The organism is Massilia sp. Root351 (genome assembly GCF_001425045.1).
Classification (GTDB): Bacteria; Pseudomonadota; Gammaproteobacteria; order Burkholderiales; family Burkholderiaceae_D; genus Rugamonas.
Window position 1 is genome coordinate 247,803 of the sequence record NZ_LMDJ01000036.1, and the last position, 18,534, is coordinate 266,336.

20 protein-coding genes are annotated in these 18,534 nt (G+C 66.5%); 9 read left to right on the plus strand and 11 right to left on the minus strand.

Translation table 11 applies throughout. The features are described from left to right. Positions 1-7: 7 nt before the first annotated feature. The 3 genes from ASD15_RS32090 to ASD15_RS31060 are packed head-to-tail and all read left to right on the plus strand — an operon-like array spanning position 8 to position 3,608. Positions 8-796: a hypothetical protein gene (locus ASD15_RS32090; protein ID WP_200954131.1), complete on the plus strand. Its 789-nt coding sequence runs from the start codon at positions 8-10 to the stop codon at positions 794-796. Further along, positions 726-1,943: an MFS transporter gene (locus ASD15_RS31055; protein ID WP_307188311.1), complete on the plus strand. Its 1,218-nt coding sequence runs from the start codon at positions 726-728 to the stop codon at positions 1,941-1,943. Before ASD15_RS32090 ends, ASD15_RS31055 begins: the two co-directional genes overlap by 71 nt. 3 nt (positions 1,944-1,946) lie before the next feature. After that, positions 1,947-3,608, plus strand: a complete 1,662-nt coding sequence (locus ASD15_RS31060; RefSeq protein WP_057158926.1) for a glycoside hydrolase family 43 protein — start codon at positions 1,947-1,949, stop codon at positions 3,606-3,608. On the opposite strand, the gene ASD15_RS31065 is transcribed toward ASD15_RS31060, so the two are convergent. Next, positions 3,571-4,449 carry a LysR family transcriptional regulator gene (locus ASD15_RS31065; protein WP_057159015.1) on the minus strand — a complete coding sequence of 293 codons (879 nt, stop codon included), beginning with the start codon at positions 4,447-4,449 and terminating at the stop codon, positions 3,571-3,573. The genes ASD15_RS31060 and ASD15_RS31065 overlap by 38 nt on opposite strands. Before the next feature lie 116 nt (positions 4,450-4,565). On the opposite strand from ASD15_RS31065, the gene ASD15_RS31070 reads away from it, so the two are divergent. The 5 genes from ASD15_RS31070 (at position 4,566) to ASD15_RS31090 (ending at position 7,665) form a co-directional block, all read left to right on the plus strand. Next, positions 4,566-5,636 (plus strand): alkene reductase, encoded by a 1,071-nt coding sequence (locus tag ASD15_RS31070; RefSeq protein ID WP_057158927.1) that lies wholly within the window; start codon positions 4,566-4,568, stop codon positions 5,634-5,636. Positions 5,637-5,738: 102 nt separating this feature from the next. Then, the gene (gene xth, locus ASD15_RS31075; RefSeq protein ID WP_057158928.1) at positions 5,739-6,512 is read left to right on the plus strand and encodes an exodeoxyribonuclease III; all 774 of its coding nucleotides are present in this window, start codon (positions 5,739-5,741) and stop codon (positions 6,510-6,512) included. An 80-nt stretch (positions 6,513-6,592) separates the two neighbouring features. Then, entirely contained in the window at positions 6,593-6,883 is a 291-nt protein-coding gene (locus tag ASD15_RS31080; RefSeq protein ID WP_057158929.1) for a hypothetical protein, read from the plus strand. 95 nt (positions 6,884-6,978) lie between these two features. Next, positions 6,979-7,278, plus strand: coding sequence for an antibiotic biosynthesis monooxygenase (locus tag ASD15_RS31085; RefSeq protein WP_057158930.1), 300 nt, complete (start codon positions 6,979-6,981; stop codon positions 7,276-7,278). An 84-nt stretch (positions 7,279-7,362) separates the two neighbouring features. Next, the gene (locus ASD15_RS31090) at positions 7,363-7,665 is read left to right on the plus strand and encodes a hypothetical protein (RefSeq protein ID WP_057158931.1); all 303 of its coding nucleotides are present in this window, start codon (positions 7,363-7,365) and stop codon (positions 7,663-7,665) included. 144 nt (positions 7,666-7,809) lie between these two features. Here ASD15_RS31090 and ASD15_RS32725 read toward each other — a convergent pair whose 3' ends face one another. The 4 genes from ASD15_RS32725 to ASD15_RS31105 all read right to left on the minus strand — a co-directional run bounded on the left by ASD15_RS32725 (position 7,810) and on the right by ASD15_RS31105 (position 11,764). Beyond that, complete coding sequence (locus tag ASD15_RS32725) at positions 7,810-8,739, minus strand: hypothetical protein (RefSeq protein WP_157201212.1); 930 nt, start codon at positions 8,737-8,739, stop codon at positions 7,810-7,812. A 153-nt stretch (positions 8,740-8,892) separates the two neighbouring features. Continuing rightward, complete coding sequence (gene pncB / locus ASD15_RS31095; RefSeq protein ID WP_057158932.1) at positions 8,893-10,080, minus strand: nicotinate phosphoribosyltransferase; 1,188 nt, start codon at positions 10,078-10,080, stop codon at positions 8,893-8,895. Between the two features lie 20 nt (positions 10,081-10,100). Beyond that, a complete protein-coding gene (locus ASD15_RS31100) occupies positions 10,101-10,982 on the minus strand; it encodes a hypothetical protein (RefSeq protein ID WP_057158933.1) in 882 nt (293 codons plus the stop codon). A 167-nt stretch (positions 10,983-11,149) separates the two neighbouring features. Further along, entirely contained in the window at positions 11,150-11,764 is a 615-nt protein-coding gene (locus ASD15_RS31105) for an FMN-dependent NADH-azoreductase (RefSeq protein WP_057158934.1), read from the minus strand. A gap of 123 nt (positions 11,765-11,887) precedes the next feature. On the opposite strand from ASD15_RS31105, the gene ASD15_RS31110 reads away from it, so the two are divergent. Continuing rightward, complete coding sequence (locus ASD15_RS31110; RefSeq protein WP_057158935.1) at positions 11,888-12,805, plus strand: LysR family transcriptional regulator; 918 nt, start codon at positions 11,888-11,890, stop codon at positions 12,803-12,805. Between the two features lie 20 nt (positions 12,806-12,825). On the opposite strand, the gene ASD15_RS31115 is transcribed toward ASD15_RS31110, so the two are convergent. From ASD15_RS31115 to ASD15_RS31140, 6 genes are read right to left on the minus strand one after another with little or no spacing between them, the layout of a single operon-like run. Continuing rightward, positions 12,826-13,632 carry a protein-glutamate O-methyltransferase CheR gene (locus tag ASD15_RS31115; RefSeq protein WP_057158936.1) on the minus strand — a complete coding sequence of 269 codons (807 nt, stop codon included), beginning with the start codon at positions 13,630-13,632 and terminating at the stop codon, positions 12,826-12,828. Continuing rightward, the gene (locus ASD15_RS31120; protein WP_057158937.1) at positions 13,629-14,111 is read right to left on the minus strand and encodes a chemotaxis protein CheW; all 483 of its coding nucleotides are present in this window, start codon (positions 14,109-14,111) and stop codon (positions 13,629-13,631) included. The genes ASD15_RS31115 and ASD15_RS31120 overlap by 4 nt, the downstream gene beginning before the upstream one ends. A gap of 13 nt (positions 14,112-14,124) precedes the next feature. Continuing rightward, a complete protein-coding gene (locus ASD15_RS31125) occupies positions 14,125-15,786 on the minus strand; it encodes a methyl-accepting chemotaxis protein (protein ID WP_057158938.1) in 1,662 nt (553 codons plus the stop codon). A gap of 27 nt (positions 15,787-15,813) precedes the next feature. Continuing rightward, positions 15,814-17,805, minus strand: coding sequence for a chemotaxis protein CheA (locus ASD15_RS31130; RefSeq protein WP_057158939.1), 1,992 nt, complete (start codon positions 17,803-17,805; stop codon positions 15,814-15,816). Next, positions 17,802-18,146, minus strand: coding sequence for a lipid asymmetry maintenance protein MlaB (locus ASD15_RS31135; protein WP_057158940.1), 345 nt, complete (start codon positions 18,144-18,146; stop codon positions 17,802-17,804). The genes ASD15_RS31130 and ASD15_RS31135 overlap by 4 nt, the downstream gene beginning before the upstream one ends. A 15-nt stretch (positions 18,147-18,161) precedes the next feature. Further along, positions 18,162-18,530: a response regulator gene (locus tag ASD15_RS31140; protein WP_057158941.1), complete on the minus strand. Its 369-nt coding sequence runs from the start codon at positions 18,528-18,530 to the stop codon at positions 18,162-18,164. Between the last annotated feature and the right edge of the window lie 4 nt (positions 18,531-18,534).

An 18,534-nucleotide genomic window follows, 5' to 3' on the forward strand; every position in this document is an offset into this window, starting at 1 on the left:
AGGTGGCATGGATAGCATATGGCCATGGCTGGCGGTGGCGGGAAGTGGCGCGCTGCACGGGCTGAACCCTGCCACTGGCTGGATCTTCGCCGCCTTACATGGCCGACGCTACGGCGGCCGCATGCCGGCCCTGCGTGCACTGCTGCCGATTGCCGCCGGCCACACCGCGTCTGTGGTGCTGGTGGCCGCTGCGGCCATGCTGGGCATGGCGATGGAGCGCGCCGCGCTCCAGCTGCTGGCCGGTGCGCTATTCCTGCTCGCGGTGCTGACGCTGCTGGGCGCGCCGGCGGCGCTGGGGCGCCGCGTCAAGGCCGCGCGCCTGCCGGGCAGCACATGCACGCCGGGCCGCCCGCCGGCCCGCCATGCCGCGCTGGCGCTGTGGTCCTGCATGGTGTCCACCATCCACGGCGCAGGCCTGATGCTGGTGCCGGCCCTGATTCCGTTCTGCCTCAGCGACGGCCCGGCGCGCCAGATCACCGCCACCGGCTCGCTGGGGCTGGCGCTGGCCGCAGTCTGCGTGCACACCGCTGCGATGCTCGCCGCCGCCGGCCTGATGGCGTCGCTGGCGCTTCTGGCCCCCTTCTCGCCGCAAAAGATAGCGCAATCATTACTCAGCAAGCCTTTTCGAAATTATGGTATCGTGCGTATCCCGTCACATTTATGGTTGCGCAAACATGACTATCTCCAAGATCAAAGGACTGCGCTGGTGGATGATAGGCTTGATCATGCTGGGCGCGGTCATCAACTACCTGACACGCAGCACGCTGGCCGTGTCGGCGCCGACGCTGCTCACTGAACTGAACATCACCACCCAGGAATACTCGTACATCACGGCGGCGTTCCAGGGGGCCATCATGCTGCAGCCGCTGTGCGGCTACGTGCTGGACGTGATCGGCCTGAAATGGGGCTTCGCCATGTTTGCGGCGGCATGGTCGGTCATCTGCATGGCGCACGGCATGGCCACCAGCTGGCAGGCGCTGGCCTGGCTGCGCGGCCTGCTGGGCCTGGCCGAGGGATCGGCCAATCCGGCCGGCATGAAGGCCGTGTCCGAATGGTTCCCGGCCAAGGAGCGCGGGCTGGCGGGCGGCTTCTTCAATATCGGCGCCTCGGTCGGCTCCATGCTGGCGCCGCCGCTGGTGGTGTGGGCCATTTTGCACTACAACTGGCAGTCCGCCTTCGTGATCACCGGCGCGCTGGGCCTGGTGTGGGTGGCGGCCTGGCTGCTGCTGTACGACGCGCCGGCGCGCCACCGCCGCCTGTCCGCCGCCGAGGCCAAGCACATTGCGGACGGACAGGAACAGCATCTGCAGGGCGACGGCAAGCGCCCGTCCATCACCAGCATCCTCAGGATGCGCAATTTCTGGGGCATCGCCCTGCCCCGCTTCCTGGCCGATCCCACCTGGGGCACGCTGTCGTTCTGGGTGCCGCTGTACCTGACCACGGTGCGCCATTTCGACCTGATGCAGATCGCCATGTTCGCCTGGCTGCCCTTCCTGGCGGCCGACCTGGGCTGCCTGTTCGGCCCCGTGGTGGTGCTGGCGCTGCAAAAGCGCGGCGTGCGGCTGATTAACGCGCGCCGCAGCGCGTTCACGCTGGGCGCCTGCATGATGATGGGCGTGGCCTTTGTCGGCTTCGTGGACAGCCCGTATGCCGCGATTGCACTGCTGAGCCTGGCCGGCTTTGCGCACCAGACCTTGTCCGTCACCGTCATCACCATGTCGTCCGACCTGTTCCGCCGCAACGAAGTGGCCACGGTGGCCGGCATGTGCGGCAGCTTCGGCAACCTGGGGCTGCTGCTGTTCTCGCTGCTGATCGGCGGCCTGATTTCCACTGTCGGCTACACGCCGTTCTTTGTCAGCCTGGCGGTGCTGGACCTGGTGGCCGCCTTGCTGCTGTGGGTGCTGGTGCGCGAGCCCCTGCAGCCCGTCCTCGTCACCCAATAGACCATGATTCAGAATCCCATCCTCCCCGGCTTCAATCCCGACCCGTCCATCGTGCGCGTGGGCGACGACTACTACATCGCCACCTCCACCTTCGAATGGTACCCGGGCGTGCAGATCCACCATTCTCGCGACCTGGTGCACTGGCGCCTGCTCACCCGTCCGCTCACCCGCGCCAGCCAGCTCAACATGCTGGGCGCGCCGGACTCCTGCGGCGTGTGGGCGCCCTGCCTGACCCATGCGGACGGCCTGTTCTGGCTGATCTACACGGACGTGAAACGCTACGGCCGCACCTCCACCGGCGCGGCCAGCGGCGGCGCCTCGCTGCGCGACTTCCATAACTACCTCGTCACCAGCCCCACCATCGACGGCCCGTGGTCCGACCCGGTGCACCTCAACAGCAGCGGCTTCGATCCCTCGCTGTTCCACGACGACGACGGCCGCAAGTATGTGCTGAACCAGCTGTGGGACCACCGTCCCGGCAGCAACCGCTTCGCCGGCATCGTGATGCAGGAATACTCGGTGCAGGAGGGCCGCCTGATCGGCCGCCGCGAGAACATCTTCCAGGGCACGCCGCACGGGCTGACCGAAGGGCCGCACATCTACAAGCGCAACGGCTACTACTACCTGCTCACCGCCGAAGGCGGCACCGGCTGGAACCACGGCGTGACCATGGCGCGCGCGCGCAAGCTGCAAGGGCCGTACGAGCTGCATCCAGACCAGACCATCCTGAGTGCGCGCCACCGTCCCGACTCTGCGCTCCAGCGCGCGGGCCATGCCGACCTGGTGGAGACGCAGGACGGGCAGACCTATATGGTGTACCTGTGCGGCCGTCCGCTGCGCAACCGCGGCACCTGCACCTTGGGGCGCGAAACCGCCATCCAGCCGATGGCCTGGGGCAGCGACGGCTGGCTGCGCAGCGCGGACGGCCACGGCACGCCCGAGCTGCAAGCCGCCGCGCCCGGCCTGCCGGAGCAGCGCTTCCCCATCGCGCCCGCGCGCGACGAATTCGACGCCCCGGCGCTGCCGCCGGCATTCCAGTGGCTGCGTACGCCGTGGCCCGAAGAGCTGTTCAGCCTGACGGCACGGCCTGGCCACTTGCGCCTGTATGGCCGCGAAAGCCTGGGCAGCCAGTTCCGCCAGGCGCTGGTGGCGCGCCGCCAGCAAGCGCACTGCTACAGCGCCGCCACCGTCGTGGACTTCGAACCCGAGCACTACCAGCAGCAGGCCGGCCTGGTGTGCTACTACGGCGGCGCCAAATTCCATTACCTGTACATCACGCACGACGAGGCCGCCGGCAAGCATCTGCGCGTGATGAGCAGCCTGCCCAACCACGTGCAGAGCGACGCCTTCACCGCGCCGATTGCGCTGCCGCCCGGTGTGCCGGTGCAGCTGCGCGTGGAAGTGGACGAGGAGCGCCTGCTGTTCGGCTACCGGGTGGGCGCAGACGGCGGCGACTGGCAATGGCTGCCGCAGCAGTTCGATGCCAGCATCCTGTCGGACGAAGCGAACGCGCCGGGCCAGCCCAACTTCACCGGCACTTTTGTCGGCATGGCTTGCCAGGACATGGCGGGCAGCGGCCTGCACGCCGACTTCGACTACTTCGAGTACCGCGAACGGCCGTACAGCATCAACCCTGCCGCAGCCGTTCAGTCAGGAACTCGATAAAGCGCTGCGTCTTGGCGGGCAGCAGGCGGGTTGCCGTGACGGCATACACCGCGGTGGATGGCGCCGTCCATTGCGGCAGGATCTGCCGCAGGCGCCCGCTGGCCACTTCCTCGGCCACCAGCTCCTTCGGGAAGATGGCGATACCCTGCCCCAGCGCCGCCAGGCGCCGCACCATGCCCAGGCTGTTGAGCCGGAAGCGCCCGCTCACCGGCACCCCGGCGCTATCCTCCCCGCGCTGCAGCGCCCACACGCCCTTCGCCGCGCGGAACACCAGGCATTCGTGGCCCGCCAGTTCGTGCGGCTGCGCCGGCTCGCCGGCCCGCTCCAGGTAAGCCGGCGCCGCGTACAGGTAACCGGGCAGGCGCGCCAGCGGCCGCGCAATCAGCGTCGAATCGGGCTGCTCGCCCATGCGGATGGCCAGGTCGAACGGTTCGCTTACCAGGTCCACGTTGCGCGGCGCCAGGTCCAGCTCGAAGCGCAGGCCGGGATACAGGGCCGCGAACTCCACCAGCAAAGGCGCCAGGAAGGTGATGCCGAAGTCCACCGCCACGGCAGCGCGCAGCACGCCGCTGGGCTGGGCCAGCAGGTCGCCCAGTTGCTCGTGCGCCAGCCGGGCCTCGTCCACGATGCGCTTGCAGCGTTCGAAGTAAGTCTGTCCCGCTTCCGTGAGCTCGATCCGGCGCGTGGTGCGGTGCATGAGCCGCAGCCCGATGGCCTTCTCCAGCGCCGTGATGCGGCGCGACAGCGTGGAGTTGGGAATGCCCGTTACTTCGGAGGCGCGCCGGAAACTGAGCACTTTGGCCACCTCCACAAACAAGGCCATGTCGTTGAGCAGGTCCATCGGCATCGCACGCTTGATTGCGTCAAAAATGAATTAATGAATTCCATTTTCTCATATTTATCCCATCGGTGGAATGACGGATACTCGTCGCACGCAAGCTAACCAAGGAACCCGTCATGACCGCCAAACAATTGCTCACCCCCGTCCGCATCGGCCGCACCGACCTGTCCAACCGCATGATCATGGCGCCGATGACGCGCTCCCGCTCGGACGACGCGGGCGTGCCCGGCGAACTGGTCGCCGCCTACTACGCGCAGCGCGCCAGTGCCGGGCTGATCATCACAGAGGGCGTATTCCCCGCAGCCACGGGCAAGGGCTATGTGCGCACGCCCGGCATCGAGACCGATGCGCAAGTCGAGGCGTGGAAAAAAATCACCGGCGCGGTGCACGCGCGCGGCGGCCGCATCTTCATGCAGCTCATGCATTGCGGCCGCATTTCGCATCCCTTGCTGCTGGACGGCGCGCAGCCGGTGGCGCCATCTGCCATCCGCCCCGCAGGCCAGGCCTGGACCGCGCAGGGCCAGCAAGACATGGTCACGCCGCGCGCGCTGGCGCTGGACGAGATCGCGGACGCGATCGACGGCTACCGCCGCGCCACCCGCCGCGCGCTGGCAGCGGGCTTCGACGGCGTGGAGCTGCACGCCGCGTCCGGCTACTTGCCCGAGCAGTTCCTGTCCTCCGGCACCAATCAGCGCGGCGACGCGTACGGTGGCTCGCTGCCCAACCGCGCGCGCTTCGTGCTGGAGGTGCTGGCCGCCATGGCGGGCGAAGCCGGGGCGGACCGCGTTGGCGTCAAGATCTCGCCCGAGATGAACTTCAACGACATCCGCGACGACGCGCCGCAGGAAACCTACGCCTACCTGGTCGAGCATATCGACAAGCTGGGCCTGGCCTACCTGCACGTGGCGCTGTTCGGCGCCAAGACCGACTACCACGCGCTGCTGCGTCCGCGCTTCAAGGGTGCCTACCTGGTGGGCGGCGGGCTGACCCAGGCAAGCGCCGAGGCCTTGCTGGCCGGCGGCCAAGCCGACGCCGCCGTGTTCGGCAGCAGCTTCCTCGCCAACCCGGACCTGCCCGAACGTTTCCGCCGTGGCGCTCCGCTCAACGAGCCGAACCGGGCCGCGTTCTACGGCGGCGGCGCCGAGGGCTACACGGACTACCCGGCGCTGGCGGCGGACGCGGCCTGAGGCAGCCTGAGGCAGCCTGACGCAGCATAGCGTGGCGAAAGCGTGCGGCAGACCTGGCCGCTTGCGGTCACAATAGGCGCTCCACCTGACTGCGGAGGGGCCATGCGCATCGCCACGTTCAATGTCAACGGCATCACCAGCCGCCTGCCTGCGCTGCTGCAATGGCTGGGCGAAACCAGGCCCGACGTCGCCTGCCTGCAGGAGTTGAAGGCGCCGCAGGAGAAATTTCCCGAAGCGGCGCTCAACGCGGCCGGCTACCTATGCATCTGGCACGGGCAGAAGAGCTGGAACGGGGTGGCGATCCTGGCGCGCGGCAAGGCGCCGCTGGAGGTGGGGCGCGGGCTGGCGGGCGATCCCGACGACGCGCAAAGCCGCTACATCGAAGCGGTGGTGGACGGGGTGGTGGTGGCCTGCCTCTACCTGCCCAACGGCAACCCCGCGCCCGGCCCCAAGTTCGACTACAAGCTGAAGTGGTTCGAGCGCCTGATCCTGCGCGCCGCCGAGCTGCTGGACACCGGCGCGCCGGTGGTGCTGGCGGGCGACTTCAACGTCATGCCCACCGAGCTGGACGTCTACAAGCCGGAGCGCTGGGTGGACGACGCGCTGTTCCGCCCGGAAACGCGGGCGGCCTTTCACCGGCTGCTGGAACAAGGCTGGTGCGACGCGCTGCGCACCATGCACCCGGGCGAGCGCATCTACACCTTCTGGGACTATTTCCGCAACGCCTACGGCCGCGACGCCGGCTTGCGCATCGACCATTTGCTGCTCAGTCCCGCGCTGGCCAGCGTGCTGCAAGCGGCCAATGTGGACCGCGACGTGCGCGGCCGGGAGAAGCCCAGCGACCACGCCCCCACCTGGATTGAGCTTGATTTATAGCTGAATCTATTTTGCTGGACATCCCCGGCGCGAGTCCTATACTCCTCATACCCACGCGCAACCGGAATGAGGAGACCATCATGGACGCATACGAACCACGACGCCGCAAATTCGAGCAGCAAACCCACTCGGGCACGACCAGCGCCGGCAGCATGGGCGCCGGCAGCACGGGGGGCAGCAGCCAGTCCGGCATCCGCGACGCCGCAGCGCCCGGCAACAGCCAGTCCGCCGGCCGCACCGACGACTTGCTGTCGGGCGGCTGCACCGAAGACCAGCGCGCCGAAGGCTTCCAGCGCGACTGCAACGCCGACGCCCTGCGGCAAGGCCTGGAGAAACCCGCCCCTTCCGGCAGCGGCGGCAATCGCCAATAGAACACCGCCGGCATCTAGCGGGTATTACGGCGGCTCCGTGCATGGTTCTGTGCTTTCGGGCAAAATGGTTGGATTGCCAACCTGAGGACCTGACCATGATTTACGAAGTCGCCGAAATTCAGATCAAACCCGACACCAACGCCGCGTTCGAAGCGGCCGTCAAGGAAGCCGTGCCGCTGTTCAAGCGCGCCAAGGGCTGCGAGGCGATGCGCCTCGAACGCATCATCGAGCGTCCCGACACCTACCACCTGGTGATCAACTGGACCACGCTGGAGAACCATACCGTCGACTTCCGCGGCAGCGAGGACTTCCAGGCCTGGCGCGCGCTGGTGGGCGGCTTCTTCGCCCAGCCGCCCAAGGTCGAGCACAGCGAAACCGTCATCACCGGTTTCTAAGCCCCCTGCCCCGAAGGCGGCGACGCGGCGCGCCGCTTTCGCCCACAATACGCCATCACGCAACGATCCAAGGAGCACGCCGTCATGGCCAATACAATCCACCGCAATTTCATGTCGCAGGACGACGCCGAGGCCGCCCGCGGCGCGCTGCTGGCGGCGGGCTTCCCCGCCAGCGCCCTCAACCTGGCGCCGCACCGTGCGCTCGCGCAAAGCACCACCGTATCGGCAGTCGATAATATCTTCAACTCCCTCACGCCGGACAGCGCGGACAAAACCGACGAGCCGCGCCCGCGCCCGGTCGCGCTGCTGAGCGTGGACGTGCTGGACGACGACCAGCGCGAGCAGGCCGAAGCCATTTTGCGCCGCCACAACGCCATCGACGCCTAGCGAACTGCGACAGGCCTGACGTGGCGTGGGCGTCACGCCGGGCGATTACCGCAGCCGCTTGCAGAAGGCCGCGAACCAGGTGCCGCGTGCGCGCGAAGCCGGCGGCAAGCGGGCGCAGCGGAGGCAGCTCAAGCCGCGGAGGTGCTAGTGCGCCACTCGCCGCTGCCTCGCGGCGCCGTTGTCGCTGGCCACAGCCTGCCGCACCGCCGGATCGACGCAGACATGATCGGTGGGCACCACTTCACGCCAGACAAAGCCCGGTTTGCATGTATCGGGACCGGACGGCCCGCCATTGGGAGAACGCCGGGAAGCCGCCGCCGCGTTGTCGGCCCACGCCTGCGCGCGGGTCTGCGGCGTCACGCAGACGCGGTCGTTGGCAATCGCCTCGCGCCAGACATAGCCCTGCTCGCACGTATCGCGACCATAGTTGACAGGCGCCGGCACCCGCCGTTCGGCCGCAAGGCCATTGTCGGCCGCCGTTTGGGCCCGGGTTTCCGGCGTTACGCATACCAGGTCGCTCGGGGATGCCTCCCGCCAGACGTATCCGCTTTTGCAGGTGGCCGGGCCGTAAGGACCACCGTTGGGTGAACGGCGGTCAGCGGCTTGCCGGTTGTCCCGGGCCGCTTGCGAACGGGTCGACGGCGGAACGCAGACGTAGTCATCCGCCACCGCCTCCCGCCATACATAGCCCTGCCTGCAAGGCGGAGCGCCAAAGGTCAGCGCCGACGACGTGCTGCCGATTCCAATGCACACGCCGCACGCGTACGTGGTGCAACCGCGCCAGAAGCCGGTCTGGTCCGCAGAACCGTTCTCGCATATCTTGACCACGCCGTAGCACTCTGTTTTCGTGGAGGTCACCGGACAGGCTGGATTGGCGTTGCGGCACAAGGCCTTCTTCCCGGTGACGCAATATCCGCCGTCGCCATAGTCGCTTTCACCAACTTTCTGCTCCCCGGGAAGACACGAGCCATCACAGAACGGCGCGGTACCGCGCCAGGTATCCGCGTGGCAAATTGAGGCCAGCGACATCAGCAATGCCGCTGTAAATGGCAAGCAGCTCGATAGGCTCGGCATGATTTCCTCCTGCGTTGTAGACATTCCCCTACTCACGCAGTTAAGAATAATCGGCGCAGCGGCGCCCCGCGCCGAAACAAGACGCTCCTTGCGCCGCATCAAATGTTGAGCAAGGTCCGGTTGACGAGGAGCGACTGGAAGGCAGGCTGGTGCTTACACAGGGTGGTGGAATACCTGCCGCAGGTAAGCCAGGAAGGTCTCGTCCTTGCACATGGTCTTGCCCGGCGAATCGGACAGCTTGGCCACCGACTGGCCATTGCAGCGCACCAGCTTCATGACGATGTTGAGCGGCGTCAGGCCGACGTCGTTGGTGAGATTGGTGCCGATGCCGAAGCCGGTCATGATGCGGCCGGCGAAGTGGCGGTACAGGCTGAAGGCGGTCGGCAGGTCCAGGCCGTCCGAGAACACCAGGCGCTTGGTGTTGGCGTCGATGCGCAGCGCGGCATAATGCGCCAGCGCCTTCTCGCCCCACACCACCGGATCGCCGGAATCGTGCCGCAGGCCGTCGAACAGCTTGGCGAAGTACAGGTCGAAGTCGTCCAGGAACGCATCCATGCCCACCACGTCGGTCAGCGCCACGCCCAGGTCGCCCCGGTACTCCTGCACCCAGTCCTCCAGCGCAGCCTTCTGGAAGTCGCGCAAGCGCACGCCGAAAGCCTGGAAGGACTGCATGTACTCATGCGCCATGGTCCCGATGGGCACCATGCCAAGGCGTTTGGCCAGGTAAACGTTGGAGGTGCCCTTGAAGTACTGCGGCACCTCGGCCGCCAGGCGCAGCACCACCTCGTCGTGCCAGGCCGAGGAGAAACGGCGGCGCAGGCCGAAGTCGGAAAACTCGAAGGGATGGCGCAGGCCTGGCTGCAGGCCGAAGGCCTTCAGCGAGGCGATCTTGTCGACCAGGCGTTCGCGGCCCTCGGCCAGCGCGCCGGCCTGGTCGAAGCGGCGGAAATACAGCTCGTTGACGATGTAGAGCACGAAGATCTCGAAGCCCATCACATGCACCTGCGGGCCGGCGGCCGTGATGGCCAGCGCGTCGCCCTGCACCTCCACGTGGATGAACTTGCGCTGGAAGCGGAACACGGCCAGGAAATCGACAAAGTCGGCCTTCATGTAGCGCAGCGAGCGCAGATAATCCAGCTCGTCGTCGGCGAAGGACATGGCGCACAAGTGGTCCAGCTGCGCGTTCACTTCATCGGCCAGTTCGGCCAGCGGGAACACGGTCGTGTTCCGGCACAGGAACTCGTACTCGGCGTGCGCGCCGGGGTGACCATGCAGCAAAGCCTGCCACATGCTGAATTTATACAGGTCGGTTTCCAGCAGGCTGCGTACCACGGGGATCATCAAGTTATTCTCCAGTCACTTCAACGGCCGGCATTGACCAGCAGCTCTTGCAGCACGTCGCCCGACTGGGCCAGGCGTACGCCGCTCTCCTCCATCTCTTCGAGGAAGTCCTGGTACTGGTCGCAGAAGCCGGCCACGGGGCTCATGCAGTCGGTGATGAGCACCAGGCGGCGGCGGCCGTCCTCGCCGAACCGCGCGGTGAACTGCGCGGCGATATGTTCAGTGGTCGCCTTGACGCAGTGGCTGCCCGCCTCGCCGGCGATGTAGACCAGTTCCGCTTCGGCCAGGCGGTCGATCAGGGTGCGGTTCAATTGCGTATCAGGATCGGCGTCGTCCGGCACTTCGGCCATCACGGCCGAATAGTGCTCGGTCCAGGGATTGGCACCCTTGGCGATCTTGGTGACGGTGCCGAGCGACGCGTCTTCCCAGCGGTTATAGGCCGAGCGCACATCCTCGTGCACATTGTGGCCCCAAGAGCCGATCTCGCAATGTACCGGCCAGATCATCAGGCGATAGCGCTCGGCCTGTTCGAGCGCATCCAGATAGGCCAGCGCGCGCGGCAAGGCGGCCGAATCGCGCGGCAGGAATTTTTTCCCGCGCACGTCGGCGGCGGTGATCTGGGTAAACGGCTCGGGCGCGGCGCCCTCCGCGTTGAGCCAGAAGGTCGGATGCGCGATGTCGTAGCGGTGGTGGGAATCGAGGGTGACGCTGATAGCCGTCAAGCCGTGGCGGCCGCGGTTGATCAAGCCCGCCAGGCGCAGCATATCCTGGTGCGCCCCTGGCACCGGCAGCGCCGGCGCGTGCAAGCCCTTGGTGGCCGGATTCTCCGGCAGATAAGCGGCAGGCAAGTCGCAAAAGTCATTTTGCGGATCGATGACAAGCAGGTGCAATTTGCGTTTCATGGTCAGGCTCCGTGGCGCGATAGCCCCATGATACCTTCAGCCCGGATTTCCTACAAAACACTAGTGCAATCCTTACAAACATTCGCGAATTCCTACAAGCGACCTGTGCCGCATCCTTCCTACTTCGGGGTCAGACCCCGAAGTAGGAAGGATGCGGCACAGCTTGCTTAGGCGGCAACCAGTTCGTCGATCGATTTGCGGGTCTTGGCCAGGGTGTCGGCCACGGCTTGCTCGCCCAGCGCCACGCCTTCGGCTTGCACGAAGGTGATGTCGGTCAGGCCCAGGAAACCCAGCACGGCGCGCAGGTAGGTGCTCAGGTGGTCGTAGCCGGCTGCCGGACCTTCGCTGTATACGCCGCCGGTGGCCGTGAAGATGTAGACCTTTTTGCCGGTCAACTGGCCGACCGGGCCGGTTTCGGTGTACTTGAAGGTGACGCCGGCGCGGGCGATGTGGTCGATCCAGGCTTTCAGCGTGGAGCTGACCGAGAAGTTATACATCGGCGCGCCGATCACGATCACGTCCGCCGCCTGCACTTCGGCCACCAGCGTGTCGGAAATCTTCACCGTGTGGGCCTGGTCGGCATTGCGCGCTTCGGCCGGGGTGAAGAAGGCGCCCATCATCTGCTCGGTCAGGTGCGGCACGGGATGGGCGGCGAGGTCGCGCTCGACGATCGTGTCGGACGGGTTGGCGGCCTTCCATTTGGCGATGAATTCTGCCGACAGCTGGCGCGACAGGGAACCGGAGTTACGTACGCTGCTGTTGATATAAAGTACATTTGCCATGATGCTGCTCCTTCAAGATGTGGAACCCAAGTGGGACCCGGTTGGGATTGCATGCATCATAGAACGGGTTTAGTATCGATGAAATACTGCAAATTTCAATCGATAGCATCGATTTTTTAGATCATGAGAGACCCCGGCCACCCTTCCCTGGACCAGCTGCGCGTGTTCATCGCCGTCATCGACCATGGCGGCTTCGCCCACGCGGCGCGCGCGCTGCACCGCACGCAGTCCGTCATCAGCTACACCATCGCCAACCTGGAGGACCAGCTCAACATCGCGCTGCTGGACCGCAGCAGCCGCAAACCCACCCTGACCGAGGCCGGCCGCGCCTTGCTGGCCGACGCGCGCGCCGTGTCGATGAAGGTCGACAGCATGCGCTCGCGCGCCAAGGCGCTGTCGGCCGGGCTGGAGGCGGAAGTGTCGCTGGTGGTCGATGTGATGTTCCCCACCTGCCTGCTGGTGCGTATCCTGAACCAGTTCCAGCAGCAGTTCCCCACCGTGGCGATGCGCTTGCGCACCGAGGCGCTGGGGGCGGTGACCCAGCTGGTGCTGGAACGGGTGTGCCACATCGGCATCTGCGGCGGGGTGATCGCGCCGCCGGACGCCATCGAGCGCCGCGCGGCGGGCGAAGTGACGATGATGCCGGTGTGTTCGCCAGACCATCCGCTGGCTAACATCGAGGGCAAGATCCCGGTCTCGGCGCTGCGCGACCACATGCAGCTGGTGCTCACCGACCGCAGTTCGCTCACCGCCGGCAAGGACTTCGGCGTGCTGGGACTGCGCAACTGGCGCCTGGGCGACCTGGCGTCCAAGCACGCGCTGCTGCGCGGGGGGCTGGGCTGGGGCAGCATGCCGCACGCCATGGTCTACGACGACCTGGCCAGCGGCCGCCTGGTGCAGCTCGATATCGCGGACGGCAAGGCGTTCCAGTATCCGCTGTTCGTGATCCATCGCGGCGACGAGGAGCCGGGACCGGCAGGCCGCTGGCTCACGCAGCAGTTTCTGGACCTGGACCACCAGCTGCCGCACGGCGCCTACTGAGTCCGCGCGGGGACGAGCGCTCAGGGCTTGCGGTAAATCGACGGCGCCAGCATGGCCACGTCGCTGTTGATGTCGTTCAGGCTTTCGGAGTGGCCGATGAACAGGTAGCCGCCCGGCTTGAGCTGCTGCGCCACGCGCGCCACCACCTGGCGCTTGGTCGCGGCGCTGAAGTAGATCAGCACATTGCGCAGGAAGATCACGTCGAAGCTGCCCAGCTGCGGCAGTGGCGCGTTGAGGTTTACTTCCATGAACTGCACGCGCTGGCGCAAGGGCCGCTGCACCAGCAGCGTGCCCGCGTACTGGTCCATCCCTTTCAGGCAGAAACGCTGCAGGTAGCTGCGCGGGATGTTGCCGGTGCGTTCCATCGGATAGTGGCCGAAGCGCGCCTTGTGCAGCACGCGGCTGCTGATGTCGGACGCGGTGATCTCCCAGCGCTGCTGTTCCAGCACGTCGGCCAGCACCATGGCGATGCTGTACGGTTCTTCGCCGGAGGAGCAGGCGGCGCTCCATACGCGCAGGGCCTGGCCGCTCGCGCGCGCTTCCTGCGCCACATTGCGCAGCAGGTCGAAATGCTTGTTCTCGCGGAAGAAGTAGGTCTCGTTGGTGGTCAGCAGGTCCACTGCGAATTGCGTTTCACCGGGCGCCTGCCCGCTGGCCAGCAGCTTGAAGTACTCGCCGTAGGAGCTCACGCGGTGGTGCTGCAGGCGCTTGGACAGGCGGCCGCTGACCAGCGCCTTTTTGCTGGGCGCCATCGTGATGCCGGCGGCGTCGAATATGAAGCGCTGGAACTGCGCGAACTCATGGTCGCTGATGGCGGCGGGTGTCATGCGGCCGCCAACGCGCTGATTTCGTCCACCGACAGCACCTGGCTGGCGTCCAGCAGGATCACGAACTTGCCGTTGACCTTGCCCATGCCGGCGATGAAGTCGCTGCGGATGCGCGCGCCGAAGGCCGGCGCCGGTTCGATGTCGGCCGCGGCAATTTCCAGCACGGCGCTGACGGCGTCCACCATCACGCCGAGCACCTGGTGTTCTCCGGTGTGCCCCTGCACCACTTCAACGATGACGATGCAGGTGCGCTTGGTGATTTCGCTGGCCTGGCGGCCGAAGCGCGCGGCCAGGTCCATCACCGGCACCACGGCGCCGCGCAGGTTGATCACGCCGCGTATCGCTTCGGGCATCATCGGCACCGGCGTCAGTCCGGCGTATTCGATGATTTCCTTCACCGCCAGGATGCCGACCGCATAGGTCTCGCCGCCCAGGGTGAAGGTCAGGTATTGCGCAGGGGCTTGCGGTAACGCTTGCATATGCCGTTCCCGCTCAGAACTTGGTGAAGTGCGCTTCGTCCGGCTCGCCGTCCGGGAAGTGCGCCAGGCTGACATGGCCACCGGACGGCGACGCGGGCTTGCGGCCGCCGCTGCGCGCAGGCGGTTTGCGCAATACTTGCACGTTGGCGCGCTGCTGCACCGGCGCGGCGCCGGCCACGCGGAAGAAGGCAATGGCGGCCTGCAGTTCCTCGGCCTGGCTGCTCATCTCTTCGGCGGTGGACGCCAGTTCCTCGGAGCCGGCGGCATTCTGCTGGGTGGTGCTGGACAGCTGGCCGACCGCCGCGTTGATCTGGCCCACGCCGGTGGACTGTTCTTCCGATGCCGCCGTGATCTCCTGCACCAGGTCGGAGGTCTTCTTGATGTTGGGGACCATGGAGTTCAGCAGTTCTCCGGCGCGCTCGGCCAGGCTCACGCTGCTGGCCGCCACTTCGCCGATTTCCTGCGCCGCCACCTGCGAGCGCTCGGCCAGCTTGCGCACTTCAGCCGCGACCACGGCGAAGCCTTTGCCATGTTCGCCTGCGCGCGCCGCCTCGATGGCAGCGTTCAGGGCCAGCAGGTTGGTCTGGTAGGCAATGTCGTCGATGATGACGATCTTGTTGGCGATCTGCTTCATGGCCGCCACGGTTTCCCTCACCGCCGCACCGCCCTCGGTGGCCTCGATGGCGGCCTTGCTGGCCATGGCGTCGGTCACTTTGGCGTTCTCGGTGTTCTGCGCGATGGAGGCGGTCATTTCCTCGACCGAGGCGCTGGTCTGCTCCACGCCCGCCGCCTGCTCGCTGGCCGCCTGCGACAGCGACTGCGCGGTGGCGCTCACTTCTTCGGATGCACCGGCCAGCACCTGGGCGCCGTTGGTCACTTCGGCCACCACCTGCGACAGCTTGTCCACCATCTGCTTCATCGAATACAGCAGGCTGCTGCGGTCGCCTTCGCGCACGCGGATGTCGACCGCCAGATTGCCGTGGGCGACTTCACCGACGATCTGCGCCGCATAATCAGGCTCGCCGCCCAGCTGGCGCAGCAGGCTGCGGATCAAGATCCAGGACAGCAGCACGCCAATCAGCAGGCCTCCGCAGATCAGGCCCACGTTCAGGCGCGTGGTGTCGTCGTATTGCCTGACCGCGTCTTCGTACTCCTGCCTGGCCACATCTTCCTGCAGCGTGCGCAGCTTGGTCAGCAAGTCCAGGGGCAGGTAAAAGTCCTTTTCGATATTGCGCATGGCCTCGGCGGCAGCCTTCTGGTTGCCGGCCCTGGCCAGCGCCATGGCGGCGGCGCGCTTGTCGTTGTAGGCATTCCAGGCTGGCGTGAACTCATCGACCATCTTCTTTTCCTCGGGCGTGAGCACCGTACCCAGGTAATCGCCCATGTTCTTCTTGAAGGCTGCGTCGTTCTTTTCCAGCGCCACCAGGTCGGCTTCCACCTCGGCCGGCGTGGCGCCGAACGAGGCTTGCACACTGCGGTGGCGCATGCGCAGCATGGCGTCGCCGATCTTGGCCAACTGGCCGAGGGCGATGGTGCGGTCCTCGTACACCGTTTTGAGCTTGCCGTTGCTGAAGTTCATGCCGCGCATGCCCGCGTAGCCGACAGCCATCACGATGATGGACAGCAGCGCGACCAGGATGCCGAGGCGGGTGCCTACCTTGAGTTTGTTGAACATGCTCGTCTCCGAAAGATCTTGAAATAATTACGCGGCTTGTAGTTGCAGGTGCTGGGACCCGGCGCCGCCATGGTGCTGCAGCAGGGCCGCCACATCCAGTATCAGCGCCACTTCACCGCTGCCCAGGATGGTGGAGCCGCTGATGCAGCGTACGCCGCTGAATACGGGGCTGAGCGGCTTGATCACGGTCTGGAACTCGCCCAGCAAGCTGTCCACCACCAGCCCGGCGCGCTGGCCTGCGTGCTTCAGCACCACGATGGATTCGCGCCGCCCGGCCGGGCCTTGCACGCCGAACATGTCGCGCAGGCGCACGAAGGGCAATACCTGGCCGCGCAGGTTGGCGTAGTCCTGGCCAGGTTCGGCCGCGAATTCGATGCACTCCTCTATCGTGTCGAGCGGGATCACATAGGTGGACTTGCCCAGGCCGACCAGGAAGCCATCGATGATGGCGAGCGTGAGCGGCAGGCGCACCGTCACCGTGGTGCCCTTGCCTTCCGCGCTGTCGACCGACACGCTGCCGCGCAGCGCGTTGATATTGCGCTTGACCACGTCCATGCCCACGCCGCGGCCGGACAGGTTGGTCACCTGTTCGGCCGTTGAGAAGCCCGGTTCGAAGATGAGCGCGTAAATTTCACCGTCGCTCAGCTTGCGGTCGGCCTCCACCAGGCCCCGCTCGACGGCCTTGGCGAAGATGCGCTCCTTCTTCAAGCCGCCGCCATCGTCGCTCACTTCGATGACGATGCTGCCGGAGTCGTGATAGGCGTTGAGCCGCACGGTGCCGCGCTCGGGCTTGCCCGCCGCGGTGCGCCGTTCGGCCGCTTCGATGCCGTGGTCGATGGCGTTGCGCACCAGGTGCATCAGCGGGTCGCCGATTTTCTCCACCACGGTCTTGTCCAGCTCAGCGTCCTCGCCGTTGACCACCAGCGCGATGTCCTTGCCCAGTTCGCGCGACACGTCGTGTACCACGCGCTGGAAGCGGTTGAAGGTGGCGCCGATTTTCACCATGCGCAGCTGCAGCGCGCTGTCGCGCACTTCCTCCACCAGCGTGGACAGGCGCGAGGTGCTTTCCTGCAGTTCGGCGTTGCGCACGCGGCGCGCGATCAGGTCGGCCGAGGCGCCGGCGATGATCAATTCACCCACCAGGTTGATCAGGTGGTCCAGCTTGTCAGCGTCCACGCGCACGGTGCGCGATTCGGCGCCCCGTTGATCCGGCTGCGCTTTCTGCAGCTCCTGCGGCTGTACCGGGGCCTGCAGCTGCGGCAGCCCCGGAGGCTGGGGCGGCATGACGCGCACCGTGCAATCGTCCTGCACGAATTCGAACACCGCCTCGATGGTGGCCTGGTCGGCGCCGCTGTCGAAGGCGATCTCGTAGCCCAGGTAGCAGGACTCGGGGTCCATCTGGCCGGGATCCGGCAGCGCGTCGTCCACGGTGGCAATGGCGGTGATGCGGCCGATCTGGTTCAGGTAGCGCAAGAAGGACAGCGGGTCCATGCCGTTGCGCAGCACGTCCGGTCCGAAACGCAGGGAGATGTGCCAGTGCGTGCCTTGGCTGCGCGCCACCGGGGCTCCACCGTCCGCTACCGTGGCGGCGGCGCCATCCGCCGCGCAAGCGGCGTTGGCATGCCCATCGTCCAGGTAGGCGGACAGCCGTAGCAGCAAAGGCGCGCCGCGCTGCCGCATGGCGTCGTCCGCGCCGGCCTGACCGGCTTCCAGCGCGTCCGTCATGGCGCCGATATGGTCGCAGCAGGACAGCAGCAGCGTGACCAGCTCGCCGTCCGTATCGACCGTCCCGGCGCGGACTTCATCGAGCACGCTTTCCAGCACGTGGGTGAAGGCGACGATGTGGTCCAGGCTGAACAGGCCGGCCGAGCCCTTGATGGTGTGTGCGGCGCGGAAGATGGCGTTCACCGCTTCCAGCCGATCCCCATGGCGGCCCAGCGCCAGCAGCGCGTTCTCCATGTCGGCCAGCAGGTCGCGGCACTCCGCGATATAGGTTTGCAGCGCGTCGTCGAGGTTCATGCCACGCTCCTGCCGCCGCCGTTGCCGCCGGCCGCCATCAGCAGCGGATCGCCGAACCAGCCGGCCAGGTCCATCAGCTCGAAGACTTCCAGCACGGCCGGACTGTGAGCCACCAGGCGCAGCTGACGCTGCAGCTGCAGCGCGCTGCGCCTGGCCAGCATCAGCAGCTGCACGCCGGCGGTGTCGATTTCGGTCACGCCGGCCAGGTCCACTTCCAGTGCATGGCCGCCAGCGTGGGCGCGGCTGACGGCGGCCAGCAGCGCCGCCTTCAGCTCGGCGGCGCGGTAGATGGTCAGCTCGCCTTCGATAAACAGCAGACCCGGATCGATATCCCCTGGCATGGCCGCTCCCGCTGCTTAAGGCAGGCAGAGTTTTTGCACGGCGCCCAGCAGCACTTCGGGCTTGAAGGGCTTGACCACCCAGGCCTTGGCGCCGGCCGCCTGGCCTTCGCGCTTCTTGGCCTCCTGCGATTCCGTGGTCAGCATGATCACCGGCGTAAACTTGTGGCTGGCCTGCTGCTTCAGCTCGCGCACGAAGGTGATGCCGTCCATATTGGGCATGTTCACGTCGCACACGATCAGGTTGACCTTCTTCTCGCCCAGCTTGCTCAGCGCAATCTGGCCGTCGGCCGCTTCGATCACGTCATAGCCCGCGCTCTTCAGCGCGATGCCCACGACCTGCCGCAGCGAAGCCGAGTCGTCTACCACCATAATGGTCTTGGCCATACCT

Bases quoted from the DNA above. Each gene is read 5' to 3' on its own strand.
- ASD15_RS32090 (WP_200954131.1), top strand. From the start codon at position 8: ATGGATAGCATATGGCCATGGCTGGCGGTGGCGGGAAGTGGCGCGCTG.
- ASD15_RS31055 (WP_307188311.1), top strand. From the start codon at position 726: ATGCTGGGCGCGGTCATCAACTACCTGACACGCAGCACGCTGGCCGTG.
- ASD15_RS31060 (WP_057158926.1), top strand. From the start codon at position 1,947: ATGATTCAGAATCCCATCCTCCCCGGCTTCAATCCCGACCCGTCCATC.
- ASD15_RS31065 (WP_057159015.1), bottom strand. From the start codon at position 4,449: ATGGACCTGCTCAACGACATGGCCTTGTTTGTGGAGGTGGCCAAAGTG.
- ASD15_RS31070 (WP_057158927.1), top strand. From the start codon at position 4,566: ATGACCGCCAAACAATTGCTCACCCCCGTCCGCATCGGCCGCACCGAC.
- xth (WP_057158928.1), top strand. From the start codon at position 5,739: ATGCGCATCGCCACGTTCAATGTCAACGGCATCACCAGCCGCCTGCCT.
- ASD15_RS31080 (WP_057158929.1), top strand. From the start codon at position 6,593: ATGGACGCATACGAACCACGACGCCGCAAATTCGAGCAGCAAACCCAC.
- ASD15_RS31085 (WP_057158930.1), top strand. From the start codon at position 6,979: ATGATTTACGAAGTCGCCGAAATTCAGATCAAACCCGACACCAACGCC.
- ASD15_RS31090 (WP_057158931.1), top strand. From the start codon at position 7,363: ATGGCCAATACAATCCACCGCAATTTCATGTCGCAGGACGACGCCGAG.
- ASD15_RS32725 (WP_157201212.1), bottom strand. From the start codon at position 8,739: ATGCCGAGCCTATCGAGCTGCTTGCCATTTACAGCGGCATTGCTGATG.
- pncB (WP_057158932.1), bottom strand. From the start codon at position 10,080: ATGATCCCCGTGGTACGCAGCCTGCTGGAAACCGACCTGTATAAATTC.
- ASD15_RS31100 (WP_057158933.1), bottom strand. From the start codon at position 10,982: ATGAAACGCAAATTGCACCTGCTTGTCATCGATCCGCAAAATGACTTT.
- ASD15_RS31105 (WP_057158934.1), bottom strand. From the start codon at position 11,764: ATGGCAAATGTACTTTATATCAACAGCAGCGTACGTAACTCCGGTTCC.
- ASD15_RS31110 (WP_057158935.1), top strand. From the start codon at position 11,888: ATGAGAGACCCCGGCCACCCTTCCCTGGACCAGCTGCGCGTGTTCATC.
- ASD15_RS31115 (WP_057158936.1), bottom strand. From the start codon at position 13,632: ATGACACCCGCCGCCATCAGCGACCATGAGTTCGCGCAGTTCCAGCGC.
- ASD15_RS31120 (WP_057158937.1), bottom strand. From the start codon at position 14,111: ATGCAAGCGTTACCGCAAGCCCCTGCGCAATACCTGACCTTCACCCTG.
- ASD15_RS31125 (WP_057158938.1), bottom strand. From the start codon at position 15,786: ATGTTCAACAAACTCAAGGTAGGCACCCGCCTCGGCATCCTGGTCGCG.
- ASD15_RS31130 (WP_057158939.1), bottom strand. From the start codon at position 17,805: ATGAACCTCGACGACGCGCTGCAAACCTATATCGCGGAGTGCCGCGAC.
- ASD15_RS31135 (WP_057158940.1), bottom strand. From the start codon at position 18,146: ATGCCAGGGGATATCGATCCGGGTCTGCTGTTTATCGAAGGCGAGCTG.
- ASD15_RS31140 (WP_057158941.1), bottom strand. From the start codon at position 18,530: ATGGCCAAGACCATTATGGTGGTAGACGACTCGGCTTCGCTGCGGCAG.